The 16,224-nt window shown below is 71.8% G+C and carries 5 protein-coding genes and 1 pseudogene; 4 read left to right on the forward strand and 2 right to left on the reverse strand.

What is annotated here, in order from left to right:
- The first annotated feature begins 35 nt into the window (after positions 1-35).
- Both OG538_RS33890 and OG538_RS33895 read left to right on the forward strand, forming a co-directional pair.
- Positions 36-10,919, forward strand: a complete 10,884-nt coding sequence (locus OG538_RS33890; protein WP_406099402.1) for an amino acid adenylation domain-containing protein — start codon at positions 36-38, stop codon at positions 10,917-10,919.
- On the forward strand, positions 10,906-12,606 hold the full coding sequence (locus OG538_RS33895; protein ID WP_406099404.1) for an ABC transporter ATP-binding protein: 1,701 nt from the start codon (positions 10,906-10,908) through the stop codon (positions 12,604-12,606). Before OG538_RS33890 ends, OG538_RS33895 begins: the two co-directional genes overlap by 14 nt.
- A 150-nt stretch (positions 12,607-12,756) precedes the next feature.
- Here OG538_RS33895 and OG538_RS33900 read toward each other — a convergent pair whose 3' ends face one another.
- A complete protein-coding gene (locus OG538_RS33900; RefSeq protein WP_406099405.1) occupies positions 12,757-13,872 on the reverse strand; it encodes an alpha/beta hydrolase-fold protein in 1,116 nt (371 codons plus the stop codon).
- 203 nt (positions 13,873-14,075) lie between these two features.
- Between OG538_RS33900 and OG538_RS33905 the strand changes: the two genes are divergently transcribed.
- The gene (locus OG538_RS33905; protein WP_406099407.1) at positions 14,076-14,288 is read left to right on the forward strand and encodes an MbtH family protein; all 213 of its coding nucleotides are present in this window, start codon (positions 14,076-14,078) and stop codon (positions 14,286-14,288) included.
- A gap of 87 nt (positions 14,289-14,375) precedes the next feature.
- Here the strand turns inward: OG538_RS33905 and OG538_RS33910 are convergent.
- A pseudogene (locus OG538_RS33910) lies at positions 14,376-14,654 on the reverse strand (formate dehydrogenase); the annotation flags it as partial.
- A 580-nt stretch (positions 14,655-15,234) separates the two neighbouring features.
- On the opposite strand from OG538_RS33910, the gene OG538_RS33915 reads away from it, so the two are divergent.
- Complete coding sequence (locus OG538_RS33915; protein WP_406099408.1) at positions 15,235-15,993, forward strand: IclR family transcriptional regulator; 759 nt, start codon at positions 15,235-15,237, stop codon at positions 15,991-15,993.
- The last annotated feature ends 231 nt before the right edge of the window (positions 15,994-16,224 follow it).

Raw genomic sequence — 16,224 nt, forward strand, 5'->3', positions numbered from 1 at the left:
AAGTTGAACACCTCGGATGGGAAGCGGAGTCTTCGATGATGGAACCGGGCGCTCGTCTCGTACTGCTTTCCGAAACGGGTCGGGCCGGGCTGCGCCGGCGTACCGGTGATCACAGCGACCGCACCCTGGCCACCGCGTGCGCCATCGGTCTGGCCCACTGGGCGTCGGGACGGAGTCCCGACGGAACGGACCTCACGCCCGGCACTCCGTTCACCGATGTCCTCGGGTGGGTCGGCAACGGCGGTTCCGGGGTCGTCGGTTGGGAGCCCGGTGCGGACGGCCTCAGCATCGCCGTCCCCGAGGGGGTCTCCGTGGCCGATGCCCAACTCGCCCTGGACGACCTCGTCGACTTCCCCGACCGGCCCCTCGGGACCATCGGCCCCTCCGGCGTCGCGGCAAGGATCGAAGCCCTCACCCGGTGGAACGACACCGAGGTGGGCCGGGCCCGCCCGACCGTTGTGGAGATGTTCCACGAGCAGGCGCGGACGCGCCCCGACGCGATCGCGATCGTGGATGGACGCCGCTCTCTGACGTATGGCCAAGTCGCCCGCTACGCGAGTCAGCTGGCTCACCATCTGGTCGAGCGCGGGCTCGCGGCCGAGCAGGTGGTGGGAATCTCCCTGGGTCGTAGCGCCGACATGGTCATCGGGCTGCTCGGAGTGCTCCAGGCGGGATGTGCGTTCGTACCGCTCGATCCGCTGTGGCCCGCCGCACGCCGGGCCGTCGTCATCGAGGACGCCCGGGTCGTGCTCCAGCTCAACGGCTCGGGGGAGCAGACCCCTGGTGAGCCGGAAGCCGAGGCCGTCGATCTCGGGGACTGGCGGTTCGCCGCACATCCCGCCCAGGGACCTGAGGTCACCGTCCCCGGACCTGCCCTGGCCTACGTGATCTTCACGTCCGGGTCGACAGGCCGCCCCAAGGGCGCGATGATCCGGCACGAGGCCATCAGCGAGCGGTTGTTGTGGCAGGCCGACGAGATCCTGCACTTCGGCCACGACGACGCGTCCCTGTTCAAGGCCCCGCTCTCCTTCGACATCTCCATCAACGAGATCTTCCTGCCACTGGTGTGCGGCGGCCGCCTGGTGATCCTGCGGCCCGGCGGTGAACGGGACCCGCACCACCTGTTGAGCGTGATCGCCGAGCAGCGCGTCACCTTCACCTACCTGGTGTCGTCCATGCTGGACGTGCTGCTGGAGATCGCGGGGGACTCGGGACGGCTGGACAGCCTGCGCCATGTGTGGTGCGGCGGCGAGGTGCTGACCCCCGAGCTCTACGAGCGCTTCCGCACCCGCCTCGACATCCCCATGTACCACGGCTACGGCCCCGCCGAGACGACCATCGGCGTCTCGCACGTCATCTACCGGGGCGCGGCCGAACGCCTGTCGACATCGATCGGCAGGGCGAACCCCAACACCCAGTTGTACGTACTGGACGATGAACTGCGTCCGGTCCCGGTCGGAGCCGGCGGCGAACTGTACGTCGGCGGCTTCCTCCTGGGGCGCGGATACGTCAACGCGCCGGGCCTGACCGCGTCCCGGTTCGTGGCGAACCCGTTCGCGACCGACGGTTCCCGGCTGTACCGCACGGGCGACCTCGCCCGGTTCGCCCCGGACGGCTCACTGGACTTCCTCGGCCGGGCCGACAACCAGGTCAAGATCCGGGGGATGCGCCTGGAGATCGAGGACGTCGAGGCCGGTCTCGCCGAGCACCCCGGCGTACGGCACAGCTGCGTCGTCGCGAAGAGGAACACCGTGGGCGGCACCTGTCTGGTGGGGTACGTGATCCCGGCGGCCGGGAGCGAGGACCTGCGTGCCGACGATGTCAGGGCGTGGGCCGTCGCGCACATGGTCGAGTACATGGTGCCCGCCCACACCGTCGTGATGAAGGAGTTCCCCCTCACCGCCAACGGCAAGCTCGACCGGGCCGCGCTGCCGGAACCAGTGACGTCGGCCGGGCCGGTCGTCGCGCCCGCCACCGACAATGAGCGCGCGGTCTGCGCGGCTGTCGCGGCGGTGCTGCGGCTGGACGAGGTCGGCGTCGACCAGGACTTCTTCCGGCTCGGCGGGGACAGCATTCTGGCGATCTCCCTGTTGAGCGCGCTCCGGGACGTGGGTCTCCACGTCACGGCACGGCAGGTCTTCACGCACGGCGTCGTGGGCGCCCTGGCCGCGGTCGCGAGCCGTGACGACGTGTCCACCGTGGCGGACGACGACGTGGCGACCGGGCCCGTTGTGGGGCCGCCCATCGTCCAGTGGCTCGGGGAGACCACGGACGCCGTCGACGGCTTCGTGCAGTCGGTGGTGCTGAACACCCCGTCGGATCTGACGGCCGATGCCCTGCAGGAGATCCTCACCGCCGTGGTCCGCCGGCACGACATGCTGCGGGCCAGGCTGGTGCGCGGCGACCGCTGGAGCTTCGAGATCCCGGGCGCGGACGAGGCTGTCGCGGGGTGGCAGGAGAGCGGCCGGCCGCTCGACGCGTGCGTCGCACTCGCGACGGACGGGCTCGACCCGGACAACGGGGTCATGCTGCGCGCCGTCTGGCGCCGTGCCGCTCGGCAACTGGTCCTGGTCGTCCACCACGTGGTAGTCGACGGCGTCTCATGGCGCGTCCTGATGGAGGACCTGGCCACGGCATGGCGGCAGTCCACCTCGGGATCACCGGTCGAACTGCCCCCCGTGGGAACGTCGTTCCGACGCTGGACCGAGCTGCTCGGGCGTACCGCGTTCGACGAGGACCGTGCCCACTTCGGCCGCCCCCTGCCGGGCGTGGACGGGCCGCTGGGCCGGCGTGCGCCGTCCGAGTCCGACACCGTGGCCCATGAGCGGGAGCGGACCGTATCGGTGGGCGCCGCGATCACGTCGGCGCTGCTCGGCGAGATCCCCGCGAAGTTCCACGCGGGAGTCAACGACGTGCTGCTCACGGCGCTCGCCGTAGCTCTCGCCCGGTGGCGCCGCGACCTGGGTCAGGACCAGACGTTCGCACACATCGAGCTGGAGGGCCACGGCCGCGAAGGACGGTTCGTCGCGGACACCACCGGCTTCGAACCGGAACTCTCCCGGACCGTCGGCTGGTTCACCACCCTCTTCCCGGTGACCGTCGACCCCGGCGCCGCCGCCTCGTTCACCTCACCCGAGTACCTGTCCGCCGCATTGAAGGCGGTCAAGGAGGACCTCGCCCGCGTCCCGAGCAACGGCCTCTCCTACGGCGCCCTGCGGTACCTGTCCGGGGCCCGGTTCGACGCGCCCGCTCCCCAAGTCCTCTTCAACTACCTCGGCCGCTTCGACTCGGACTCCTCGGGCGACTGGCAGCTCGCGGGAACCACGGGACAACTGGGCGAGAGGCGCGACCCGAGGATGCGCCTGCCGCGCGCCCTGGAGTTCAACCTCATCGCCGAACCGGCCGTCTCCGGGGGGTACGAACTCGTCACCACCATCTCGTGGCCCGACGGTATGTTCACGGACGAGGACATCGACGTCGTCGGTGAGTACCTGCGGGAGGCTCTGGCCGGGCTGGCCACGCTCGACCGGAGCGGCCACTCGCCCAGCGACTTCGGCCCGCTGCCGCTCACCCAGTCCGATGTCGACGCCCTGGACGGCCCCGGCCTCTACGACATCCTGCCGTTGACCCCGTTGCAGGAGGGCCTGTACTTCCACTCGGTCTTCGACGACGACTCCGCGGGCAGCTACGTGGAGCAGCAACTGCTGACGCTCGACGGCGAGGTGGACGCCGGACGGCTCGCCGCGGCGGCCACCCGGCTGCTGACGCTGTACCCGAACCTGGCCGCCCGGTTCGTGGCCCTGGCCGACGGCCGCGTGGTCTCCGTACTGGAGAGCGGCGTCGAGGCACCCTTCACCACGCTGGACCGCCCCGGCATCACCGACGCAGAGATCCGCGAGTACGCCGAGCAGGACCGCCGCGCCGGATTCGACCTGGCCACCGGGCCGCTGATGCGCTACACGCTCGTGCGCGGCGGGCCCGGCCCTCACGTGCTGGTGCAGACCGTGCACCACATCATCGCCGACGGCTGGTCGGTGCCGCCGATGCTCCGCACACTGCTGGCCGAGTACCACCGGCCGGGGGCCGCGTACAGGACCGGCGGCTTCCCCGACTACGTGCACTGGCTCGCCGGCCGCGACGGCGGCGAGAGCGACCGCGTCTGGCGCGAGCAGCTGGCAGGCCTGCCCGGCCCCTCACTGGTCGCGGACGGGCACACCCCGTCCGACCGGTTCGCGGACACGGCCGTGGAGCCGGCTGACGACATCGACGCTGCCGCCCGGGCGGCCGGTGTGCCCCTGAGCGTCGCCGTGCACAGCGCCTGGGCAGTGACCCTCGGCGGCATCCTGCACAGCACGGACGTGGTGTTCGGCTCCACCGTGTCCGGGCGTGACGCGGATGTGCCCGGCATCGCCGACATGGTGGGCCTGTTCATCAACACGATCCCGGTACGGGCGCGTTGGACCGCGACCACGACGGCGTCGGGCCTCCTCGCCGCGGTGCGGGAGCACCAGAGCGCCGTGCTGCCGCACCAGCACGTCTCGCTGGCGAGGATCGCCAGGCCGGCCGGCGCCCGTGCCCGCTTCGACACCCTGGTCGTGTTCGACGTCCCGACCGACGTGGACGCTCTGCGCGGACCCGACGACGAACTGGCCATCACCGGCATCGTGAACGAGGGAGCACCGCACTACCCGCTGACGCTGGTGGTGGAACGCGCACCCGGCGGCCGGCCTCGCTTCAACCTGATCCACGACGGCGCGCTGCTCCGGGAATCGAGCGCCGCGGCGATCCTGCGTACGTTCACCCGCACGCTGACCGGCCTGCTCACCAGGCCGGACTCGCTCGTCGAGGGCCTGGCGCCCGAGGAGGACCGGCGCCCCGTACCGGTCACCCCGACGACTCTGGACGCACTGTTCGACGCCGCCGCACTCCGTGACCCGGCCGCCCGCGCCGTCACCCAGTGCGCCCTCGACGGCGGCTCCCGGTCCCTCACCTACGGAGAACTGGCCACGGCGAAGGCCGGGTTGGCCTCGGCCCTGAGGGCTGCGGCTGTCGGACCGGGCGGACGCGTCGCCGTCGCCGTCCCGCGTTCGCTGGAACAGGTCGTCGCCCTGGTCGCGATCGTCACCGCGGGCGGCGCCTACGTACCGCTGGACCTGGCCTACCCGGACGAACGGCTGGAGTACATCCTCGCCGACGCCGCACCGCAGGCCGTGCTCGTGGACCGTGACCAGCGCGAGCGCTTCGCGGCACTGCTGACCAGGGCAGGCGTAGCGGCCCGGGTGCTCGTGCTCGGGGACGAACTGCCGCAGGCGGACGGGCCGGTGCCGGAGCACGCGGGACCCGGCCCGGACGACCCCGCGTACGTGATCTACACGTCCGGGTCCACCGGGCGCCCCAAGGGCGTCGTGGTGCCGCACTCCTGCGTGGTGGCGCTGCTCGCGAACACCCGGTCCGACATGGACTTCGGTCCCCGCGACGTGTGGGTCCAGTTCCACTCGTACTCCTTCGACTTCGCCGTCTGGGAGCTGTGGGGCGCACTGGCACACGGAGGTGAGCTGCTCGTACCGGACTATGCGCTGACCCGTTCCCCGATGGACTTCCACCGGCTGGTCCGCGAGCGCGGAGTCACCGTGCTCAACCAGACCCCGTCGGCGTTCCACCGGTTCGTCGAGGCCGACCGGCACGCCGGTGAACCGGTCACCGCACTGCGGCGGATCATCTTCGGGGGCGAGGCGCTCGATCCCGCGCGGCTGCGCTCCTGGGTCGAGCGGTACGGCACGGGCTCGCCCGGCCTGGTCAACATGTACGGCATCACCGAGACCACCGTCCATGTCACCCACCGGGTACTGACGGACGAGGACTTCGGCGTGGGCGTCAGCCCGATCGGCGGTCCGGTCCCCGGTCTGGAGACCCATCTCCTCGACGACCGGCTCCGGCCGGTGCCGCCCGGCCGGGTGGGCGCCATCTACGTCGCGGGCGACCAGGTGGCCCTCGGCTACCTCGGCAGGCCGGGGCTCACCGCGGGCCGGTTCGTGGCGAACCCGTTCGCGGGCGACGGCTCCCGCATGTACCACACGGGCGACCTCGCCCGGCGCACGCTCGACGGGGAGCTGGAGTTCGTCGGCCGCGCCGACGACCAGGTCCAGCTCAGGGGGTTCCGGATCGAGCTCGGCGAGGTGGAGTCGGCGATCAGGGAACTCGACGGCGTGGTCGACGTGGCCGTCACCGTGGCGGACAGCGGGGACCACCTGGTCGCGCATGTCGTGGGCCCGGTGCCCGGTGACCTCACCGGCCTCCTGAGCGCCAAGCTGCCCGTGCACATGGTGCCGGGCCGGGTGCGATGCGTGGACGCGCTGCCGCTGACGGTCAACGGCAAGCTGGACCGCAAGGCACTGACCGCGGATGCCGGGGCGGACACCCTCCCCGGGGCCGCGACGGGCTCCGCGCTCGCCGCCCTGGTCGGCGTCTTCGGCGACACGCTTCCCGGCTCCGCCGTGGACGCCGACACCGACTTCTTCATGGCCGGCGGCGACAGCATCCTCGCCATCACCGTGATCAACCGGGCCCGGGCCCTCGGACTGCCGATCGCGCCCCGCGACGTCTTCCTCCTCAAGACCCCACGCGCACTCGCCGCAGAACTGCGATCGCGTGCCCCGCAGACCGCGGCTGTCGGGCCGGTCCCTCGGGAGGACGGCCCACTGCTCCCGACACCGATCATCCTGCGGCAGCGGGAACTGGGCGGTTCGCTCGCCCGGTTCGCCCAGGCCAGATCCCTGGTGGTGCCCGAGGGGGCGGGCCTCGCCGATCTCGCCCGCGCCGCGAACGCTGTCGTGGCCGCGCACCCCGCCCTCCGGTTGCGGCTGCACATCGAGCACGGCGTGTGGGCCCTTCGCACCGAACCTCACCGGGGGATCACCGTCGTCCGGGCGGAGACGACGGATGCGACGACTGCCGCGAACGAAGCCGCCGAGCGCCTCGACCCCGAGTCCGGGGACGTCATCGCCTTCTCCTGGCTGCCGGCGGCCCGCACCCTCGTGGTCACCGCGCACCACCTCGCCGTCGACGCGGTGTCCTGGCTGATCCTGCTCGACGACCTGACCACCGCCCTGAGCGGGGCGGCCCTCGCGCCGCCGACCACCTCCTACGCCGAGTACGCCGAAGCGATGAGCCTTCGGCCCACCCGAATGTCCGCCTTGGGGGACTGGCGCACCACACTCGGAGCGCCCGCGCTGCTGCCCTTCGTCGAGGGCCTGCGCGAGACCACCGTCGTGCTCGCGCCCGAAGTGAGCGACCAGGTCACGCGTACCGCGCCCGCCGCACTCGGCATCGGTCTCACCGAGCTGCTGTGCGGTGCACTGCGCGCCGCGTTGACCCGGGTCCAGCCGATGCCGACCGACCTCGCGATCGATCTGGAGCGCCACGGCAGGGTCCCCGTGCTGGAGCACCACGACTACACCCGTACGGTCGGCTGGTTCACCGCCATCGCACCCGTCCGGCTCACGGCGCACACCGACCCCGTGGCGGCGGCGCGTGAAGTCGCCGAACGCCGGCCGGATGAGGACGGGCACGTCGCGTACGGCCGGCTCAGGTACCTGGACCCGCAGACGGCCCCCCTGCTCACCGCCCGCCCGCAGGTGCTGTTCAACTACCTCGGCCGTGGCAGCGAGTCCCGGGCCCTGCACATCACCGGCGGGGACGAGGTCAGTCCGTACGCCGTCGAGGTCAACGCCTGGACCGACGACACCACCGGAAGCCTGCACGCGGTCTTCACCCTCGCCGACGGCATCCCGGACGAAGTCACCGGGCACTGGGGCACCGCCCTGGAGCGCATTGCCGCCGCTTCCACGACGGCCGAGCGCACCGCACCGGTCACCCCGCTCCAGCGCGGCCTGTACTTCCAGGCACAGATGGCGGGCACGGCCGGACACTACGTCGCGCAGAGCTACTTCACCTTCGACCGGCGCCTGGACACCGACGCGCTCGCCGAGGCGATGGCGTACGTGATCGCCCGGCACCCGGTCGTGGGCGCCGGCTTCACCACCGACGACCGCGGAAACCCGGTCCAGGTCCTCAGAGCGGGCCGTCGAGTCGGCGTCCGCACCGTCACCCTCGCGACGGAGGCCGAGGCCGAGGCTCTGCGGGCCCGTGACCGCGACACCGGGTTCGATCCGGGTGAGCCGCCGCTGGTCCGGCTGACCGTGGTGCGGTTGCCGGACGGCCGCGACGCCCTGCTGCTGAGCTACCACCTCCTGCTGTGGGACGGCTGGTCGCGCGAGATCCTGCTGCGGGACCTGTTCGACGCCTACCGGGCCGTCCTGGCGGGCGAACTCCCGACCGCGGCCCCGCTGACGCCGGGCTTCGAGGACTACGCCCGCACGCTCGCCGCCAAGGACCCCGCCGTCGCGGAACGCTTCTGGGCGGACCACCTGGACGGTCTCACCGGACCGACCCTGCTCGCAGGGCCCCGGCCGGCCCTGACGGACGAACTGCCGCGCGCGCTCGTGCACACGATGTCCGCGGCACTGTCGGACCTGCTGCGAAAGGCGGCCAAGGCACACGGCGTCACGCTCAACTCGGTGCTGACCGGCGCGTTCGGCCTCATGCTCGGCGCGCACACCGGCCGCGGCGACGCGGTGTTCGGTGTGACCGTCTCCGGCCGGGAGGGCGAGGGGCTCTCGGACATCGTCGGCGTGCTGCTCAACACCGTGCCCATGTGGACGCGGGCCCGGCCGGACGACACCGTCGCCGCATACCTGACGGCCGTTCAGGAGGCCCGGGTCGCGGCGATGGAGCACGAGCACCTGGGCCTCGGCGAGATCCAGCGGGCCAGTGGACACGACACCCTCTTCGACAACCTGTTCGTGCTCCAGAACTTCCTGGACCTGGACGCGCTCGGCCGGATGAACGCCAGGCACGGCATCACCTCGGTGCGGGCCGACGACTCGACCCACTACCCGTTCACCTGGGTCGTCACGCCCGGCGACCGGCTCACCGTGAAGCTGGAGCACCGCGACGACGACACCGCAGGCGCCCGCCGCCTCCTCGACGACTACCTCCGCGTCCTGGAGGACCTCGCCCGCTCCACCGGGCCGGTCGGAGCCCTGCGCGGGGCCGGCACGCTGCCCGAACCCGCCACCCGTACGGATGTCGGCACGGACACCGTGGTCGACCGCTTCGACCGGGCGGCCGACCGGCACCCGCAGCGGGTCGCCCTCGTCGCCCACGGCTCGGCCCTGACCTTCGCCCAGCTCCGGGACCGCAGCCGCGCGATGGCGGGGGTGCTGGCCGGTCGCGGCATCGGACCGGAGCGGGCCGTGGCCCTCGCGATCCCGCGCTCCCTCGAATCGATCGTGGCCCTGTTCGCCGTGTTGCGCGTCGGTGCCGCTTACGTGCCGCTGGAGCTCGACCACCCTGACGAGCGGATCGCCACGATCGTCGACGCCGCCCGTCCGGATGTGATCCTCACGGTGAGCGCTGTGTCGCCCCGGCTGACCGGTGACCTGATCGAACTCGACCGTCCGCTGCCCGAGGCCGAACCGTACCGGACGTTCGCGCCCGACGATCCGGACCGCCTGCGGCACCCCGCGTACACGATCTTCACCTCCGGATCGACCGGAAGGCCCAAGGGCGTGGTGACCGAGTACGCAGGTCTCACCAACATGCTGATCAACCATCAGCGGCGCATCTTCGAGCCGGTGCTGGCGCAGCACGGCCACCGGGTCTTCAGGATCGCGCACACCGTGTCGTTCGCCTTCGACATGTCGTGGGAGGAGCTGCTGTGGCTCGCCGACGGCCACGAGGTGCACATCTGCGACGAAGAACTGCGGCGCGACGCACCCCGGCTGGTGGCGTACTGCCTGGAGCACGGGATCGACGTCATCAACGTCACCCCGACCTACGCGCAACAACTGGTGGCCGAGGGGCTGCTCGACGACCCCGAACGGCGGTCGGCGCTGGTGCTGTTGGGCGGGGAGGCCGTCACCCCGGCACTGTGGCGGCGGCTCACCGAGACCGAGGGCACGGCCGGCTACAACCTGTACGGACCCACCGAGTACACCATCAACACCCTCGGTGTCGGCACCTTCGAGTGCGCGGAGCCGGTCGTCGGCGTCGCGATCGACAACACCGAGGTGTACGTGCTGGACCCGTGGCTGCGCCCCCTGCCGGTCGGCGTGCCCGGCGAGCTGTACGTGTCGGGCGTCGGCATCGCACGCGGCTATCTCGGCCGACCCGCGCAGACGGCGCACCGGTTCGTCGCCTGCCCGTTCGGTGCCCCCGGCGAGCGGATGTACCGCACCGGGGACCTGGTGCTCCGGCGGCCCGACGGGAACCTCATGTACCTGGGCCGCACCGACCAGCAGGTAAAGATCCGCGGGCACCGCGTCGAACCGGGCGAGGTCGAGGCCGCGTTCACCGCGCACCGGGCGGTGCGCTTCGCCGCCGCGGTCGCCCAGCCGGACCCGCAGGTCGACGGAGCGTACCGGCTGGCCGCCTACCTGGTGCTCGACGGCTCCGACCTTGCGTCCGTCGCCGCCGAAGTGGGCGCCGCGCTCCCCGACTTCCTGCGCCCCACACACTATGCGCAGGTCGACCGCATCCCGCTGACCGTGAACGGGAAGGCCGACACCAAGGCGCTGCCGGAGGCCAAGCCACTGGGTGTGCTGACGACGGTCGCCGAACGCGCACCGGAGACCGGAACCGAGATCACGGTGTGCGCGTACTTCGCCGAGGCACTGGACGTGGACGACGGCGAGGTCAGCGCGGTCAGCGACTTCGTGTCCCTGGGCGGGCACTCCATGCTGGCGGTGCGTCTGATCGGGCTGCTCCGGCGGGAGTACGGCCCAGTGATCACGATCCGCGACCTGCTCACCCTGCGAACCCCCGAAGCGATTGCCGGTCACCTCGATGCGAACTCCTGAAACACGCAGGCCCCTTCAGGGAGCCGGCATCCTGCGGACCGCCCTGCGCCGCAACACGGGCGCCATGGTCCGGGGCACCGTCCTCATGGGCCTGTACCAGGCCGGCGAGACCGCCTTTCCCATCGCGCTCGGCCTGATCGTCGAGCACACGCTGCAGGACCGGAGCCCCGGCTCCCTCGGGGTGTCGATCGGCGCGCTGGCCGTGATCATCACGACCGTGTCCCTGTCGTGGCGGTTCGGCATGCGCATCCTGCAGAAGGCCAACACGACCGAGGCGCACCGCTGGCGGGTGGAGGTCGCGGCGTGCGGGCTCCAGCCGGTGGACAGGGACATCGGCCTGAAGTCCGGTGAGGTGCTGACCATCGCCACCGAGGACGCCGACTCCACCGCCGACATCGTCGAGGTGGTGCCCCTGCTGATCAGCTCGCTGGTCGCGGTTCTGGTCGCGGCAGTCGCCCTGGGCCTGGCGGACGTCCGGCTCGGACTGCTGGTGATCGTGGGCACCGTCGTGATCCTGACGATCCTCAGCGTGATGTCCAGGCGGATCGGCACCAGTACCCGGGAACAGCAGGCCCGGGTGGCGCGGGCGGGTGCCAAGGTCGCCGACCTGATCACCGGCCTGCGCCCGCTGCACGGATTCGGCGGAAATCACGCGGCGTTCGTCTCCTACCGGAAAGTCAGTACGGAGGCGAGGCAGCAGGCGATCACCGTCGCCAGGGTGAACGGCGCCTACGCCGGCGCCGCACAGGCCCTCAACGCGTTCCTCGCCGCCGCAGTGACGCTGACGGCCGGGTGGCTGGCGCTCGACGGGCGGATCAGCATCGGGGAACTCGTCATGGCGGTCGGCCTCGCCCAGTTCGTCATGGAGCCTCTGAAGATGTTCTCGGAGATGCCGAAGTACGTGATGATGGCACGCGCCTCGGCCGAGCGGATGGCGCTGGTCCTGTCCGCACCGCCGGTGGCCGTGCCGGGCCCGCGACGCCCGCCCACCGGAGGGGACCTGGAGATCGACGGCGTCAGGTACGGGACACTGCGCGGGCTGAAGCTGCGGGTGGCGGCGGGCGAGTTCGTGGCACTCACCGCCTACCTCCCCCGTGCGGCTGCCGACTTCGCCTCGGTCCTGGCCGTGAACGTCCCGCCGCACGCCTACGAGGGAGCGGTACGGATCAGCGGGCGGGACATCGCCGACCTGTCCGTCGAGGCGGTCCGGGAGCACATGCTGGTGAACCCGTACGACGCGGAGATCTTCGCGGGCACCCTCCGTGCGAACATCGATCCGTCGGGCACCAGCCGGATGGTGCCCGAGGCCGTCGAGGCGTCCATGCTGACCGACGTCGTCGCCCTGCACCGCGCAGGACTCGACCACGGCGTCCGCGACCGTGGCGCGAACCTGTCCGGCGGACAGCGCCAACGGCTGTCCCTGGCGCGCGCCCTGGCCGCCGACACCGACGTACTGGTGCTGCGGGACCCGACCACGGCCGTCGACGCGGTCACCGAACAGCTGATCGCGCGCAACCTCGTGAAGCTGCGCCGGGGCCGTACCACCGTCGTGATCACCAGCAGTCCGGCCGTCCTGGACGCCGCCGACCGGGTTCTCGTCCTGGACGACGGTGTCATCACCGCGGAGGACACCCACCGCAACCTCCTCGCCACCGACGAGGCCTACTGCCTGGCGGTGACGAGGTGAGCGGTCAAGGGCACGGCCCGTCGTCCCTGCTGGATCGGCGCGCGGCGTCAGTTGGGGTGGGTCGCAGGGCGCGGGGAGGCCCGCCTCCTCGGCGTTCGACAGCGCGGCGAAGTGCCGTAGGCGTCGTCGTGCCGGGAGTGCGGGACAGTCTCAGGGGCTCTCGTCGAGGGCCCAGGCGACATCCCTGAGCAGCGCGTGCCGCCAGCCGGCCCGGTCGTGACCGGAAGCCGACCGTGAGACCCGTACCGTCGCGCCCGCCTCCTTGGCCAGGGCCTCGACCCGCTCGCAGTGGGGCAGCATCCGCGGCTCGTGCTCACCGGCGTCGAACGCGACCCGCAGCCCGGTCAGGCCGGGGCGCTCCCGCAGACGGGCGGCCACGGCGCCGCCGGGAGGGCCGTCCAAGGGGTCAGCAGGTTCCTTCGCGTCGGGCGCCCACCAGAACGACCCCGACTGGCAGGCGACCCGGGACACGAGCTCCGGAAACTCCAGGGCCGCGTTCAGCGCGCTCATCCCGCCGAGGCTCTGCCCGACGACCACCAGCCGGTCCACGTCCGCGCTCACTCCGGACTCCGAGACCAGCGGCAGCAGTTCGTCCCGTACCGCCTCCCACAGTCCGGATCCGGCCCCGAACTCCGCGGCCCGGTCCTTGGCCGGAAGGAAGACGAGTGTCACGGGCGGCATCGCGCCACCGGCGACGGCCGAGTCGAAGGCGGCCATGGCGGGATGCAGGTACAGCCAGTCGTCCCCGTCCAGCAGCAGGACCACGGGCCCGCCGCCCCCCACCGGGTGGACGCCCACGGTGCGCCGCCCGCCGAGCCGTGCGCTGTTCCAGCGGAGCCGGGTGCCCGGGACGGGGAGTACGTCCTCGGCGCCGACGACGGGCCAGTGCGGCTGGGCGGGGGCGTCCGGTGTCGCGGCGATGGACCGGTCGATGCCGGCGCCGACCGGGTTGAACGGGTCGGCGTACGCGGCGTCGTCCACCATGAACTGATAGGTCACCCGCAGCCGTTCGGGCATGGGCACTACGGCGTACCAGCAGTCGGTATCGCGCCACCTGCGCAGGGGGACCGGCTCCGACCAGCTCTCGAAACCGAGGTGTGCCGGGGAGCCGCGCCAGAGGAACAGGGTCGTCCAGCCGCCGTCGACGGCGGGCACCGGCGCGGGCGTCCGCGCCGCCCTCCAGAACTCGTCGGTGCCGGGTGTGCCGGGCAGTCCGAAGCCGGCGAAGCCGTTCTCGGTGTGGATCCGTTCGGGCACCGACGGCATGAACGTCTCCTTGTGAGGGGGAAGGGGATACGGCTAAGCTCGCATCAATTAGGGGAGCCTAACCTAAGCTCTGCTTCCCTTTCCATCCCGATCACGTATCCGAACCAGCCCTGCAGGCCCGCCCCCGGGGAGTCGCCGGCCGGGCGCATGCACACGTCCGACGCGCTGCCACCGGCCGGCCGGACCCGAGGAGGCACTGCCACATGAGCACCAACCCGTTCGACGACCCCGACGGCCGGTTCCTGGTCCTGGTGAACAGCGAGGGCCAGCACTCGTTGTGGCCCTCCTTCGTGGAGGTGCCCGGAGGCTGGACGGTCGCTCTCGACGAGAACTCCCGGCAGGCGTGCCTGGACTTCGTCGAGGCCAACTGGACCGATCTGCGGCCGCGGTCCCTCGCGACGCCCGCCAAGGGCTGACTGGTTCTGCAGGGCCCCTCCGCCCGGCCGGCAGTCGCGCCACCACGGCTCCTGTCCGGCCGGCCGGCCCCGCCGCCTTCCCTTCGCTCAGGCGGCGGGGCCGATGGTGACCTTGACGTGCTTCATGATCGGCTGATCGCTCTGGGTGCTGTAGTCGCCGAGCGCGCACAGGACGTTCATCTCCGGCATGTAGCCGGCCGCGCAGCCGCGGGGGATGTCGTAGGGGATCGCGAGGTAACCGTTGAGGGACCGCAGGCTGCCGTCCTTCGCGGTACTCGTGATGTCGACGGGGCCGAGGTCGGCGATGCCGCGCTCGCGCATGTCAGCACGGTTCATGAAGACGAGCGTCCGCAGGGGCGTGGCCCCGCACGCCGCCCGGTACTCCTCGAAGCCGGCGGTGTGACGGTCGATGAACTCCTGGTCCAGCGCCTTGGGGTCGGTCGCGGACTGCTCCAGGATCGCCTTGGACATGCCACGCAACAGCGCCATGTCGCCGCCGATACGCGGCTGCAGGTTCAGGCTGCTGGTCCGGGTGGATTTGACCCGGCGTTCTCATGGTTCATCCTCATGATCGCCCGCGGGCCGTCCACGAGCGCGCCCTCACGTACCAGAAGGCGGCTCACGCCCTTGGCCGCGCCTCAGCCCGCCGCGGGGTGGTGGTAGGGGTGAAACCCGGGCTTCGCCTCCGGGGCCGAGCCGCTTCCGTGCACCCGGGGTTGTCGGCCGTCACCGTTGGCGCTCACGTTCCTCGACCCTTCAACTCAACCATGTGGGGTGGCTGACAAAACGACGCTTTCGGGCAGGGTATGCGCGGTGGGCCACGTCCGCCATCCGGCAGCGAAGGCCCTGCCGCACCGGATTCCGGCCCGCGGCAGTGGCCCGGCCCCGGCCCCGCCCGTGCGGGGACGCGTTGCCGCTCCCGGTTTCCGGGGTGATGCTTGGGTGCATGTCTGATGAAGCGGACCCTGAGCCTGTCGCGGCTGTCAGGCGTGCGCTCCGCTTGCTGGAGGCCGCCGGTGCACACGCGGGCGGAGCCGCCGCCGAGCAGCTGGCACGGGAGGCGGGACTTCCCCTGGCCGAGGTCAGGGAGATGCTGCCCGCACTGGTCAGGGACGGGTACGTGACGGAGGTGGCTGAAGGCACCTTCGTCCTTGCCGAGACGGGTGCCGGATCGGGCGCGGCGCGTGAAGGGCAGCCCCTGCTGGAGCGCGTCCGCCCCGTTCTCACCGCGCTCCGGAACGATCTGTCGGCCGCCGTCTACCTGACTCTGTACGAGGACGGCGAAATCCGGGTCATGGAAATAGTGGACAGTGCCCGTACCCCGCGCGTGGACCTCTGGGTCGGTTTCGAGGACGCCGGGCACGCCACCGCCCTGGGGAAGAGCGTGTTGCGGGAACTCGACGCGGAGGCCCGCGCCGAGTATCTGTCCCGGCACTCGCTGACCGGCCTCACACCCCGGACCATCACCCGCCGTGAGGAACTCATCCGCCATCTCGACACCCCGACGGCCGCGCCGCTGATCATGGACCGGGAGGAGTACAGCCGCGGCACCACCTGCATTGCCGTGCCCGTGTACAGCGGTGATCAGGTCGGGTCGCTCGGGATCTCGTTCCGGTCGGACCGGATGTACCGGTCCACCCACGTCCGGGACGGACTGCTGTCCTCCGCGATCCGGGTGTCCAGGGGGCTCTCTCTCCCCGACTGAGACCGACCCGCACGGGGGCGGTCCGAACCCGGCCGGGGCGGCTCGGCATCCGAGCCGTGGCGCGGGCATGCCTCGTCCGTCCGAGCGTCCCGGGTCCTCTTGGTCCGGATCGGGGCGGGCCCGCGGGGGCCGGCCCGCACACCTGCGGCACATCGACGAGGACTTCCGGCGTCACTTCGGTGAACGCGGCGTCGACGCGATACCGGTGGGGACGGCCGGGGTGACCGGACC

The sequence above is a fragment of the Streptomyces sp. NBC_01013 genome, from assembly GCF_045162765.1.
Taxonomy (GTDB): Bacteria; Actinomycetota; Actinomycetes; order Streptomycetales; family Streptomycetaceae; genus Streptomyces.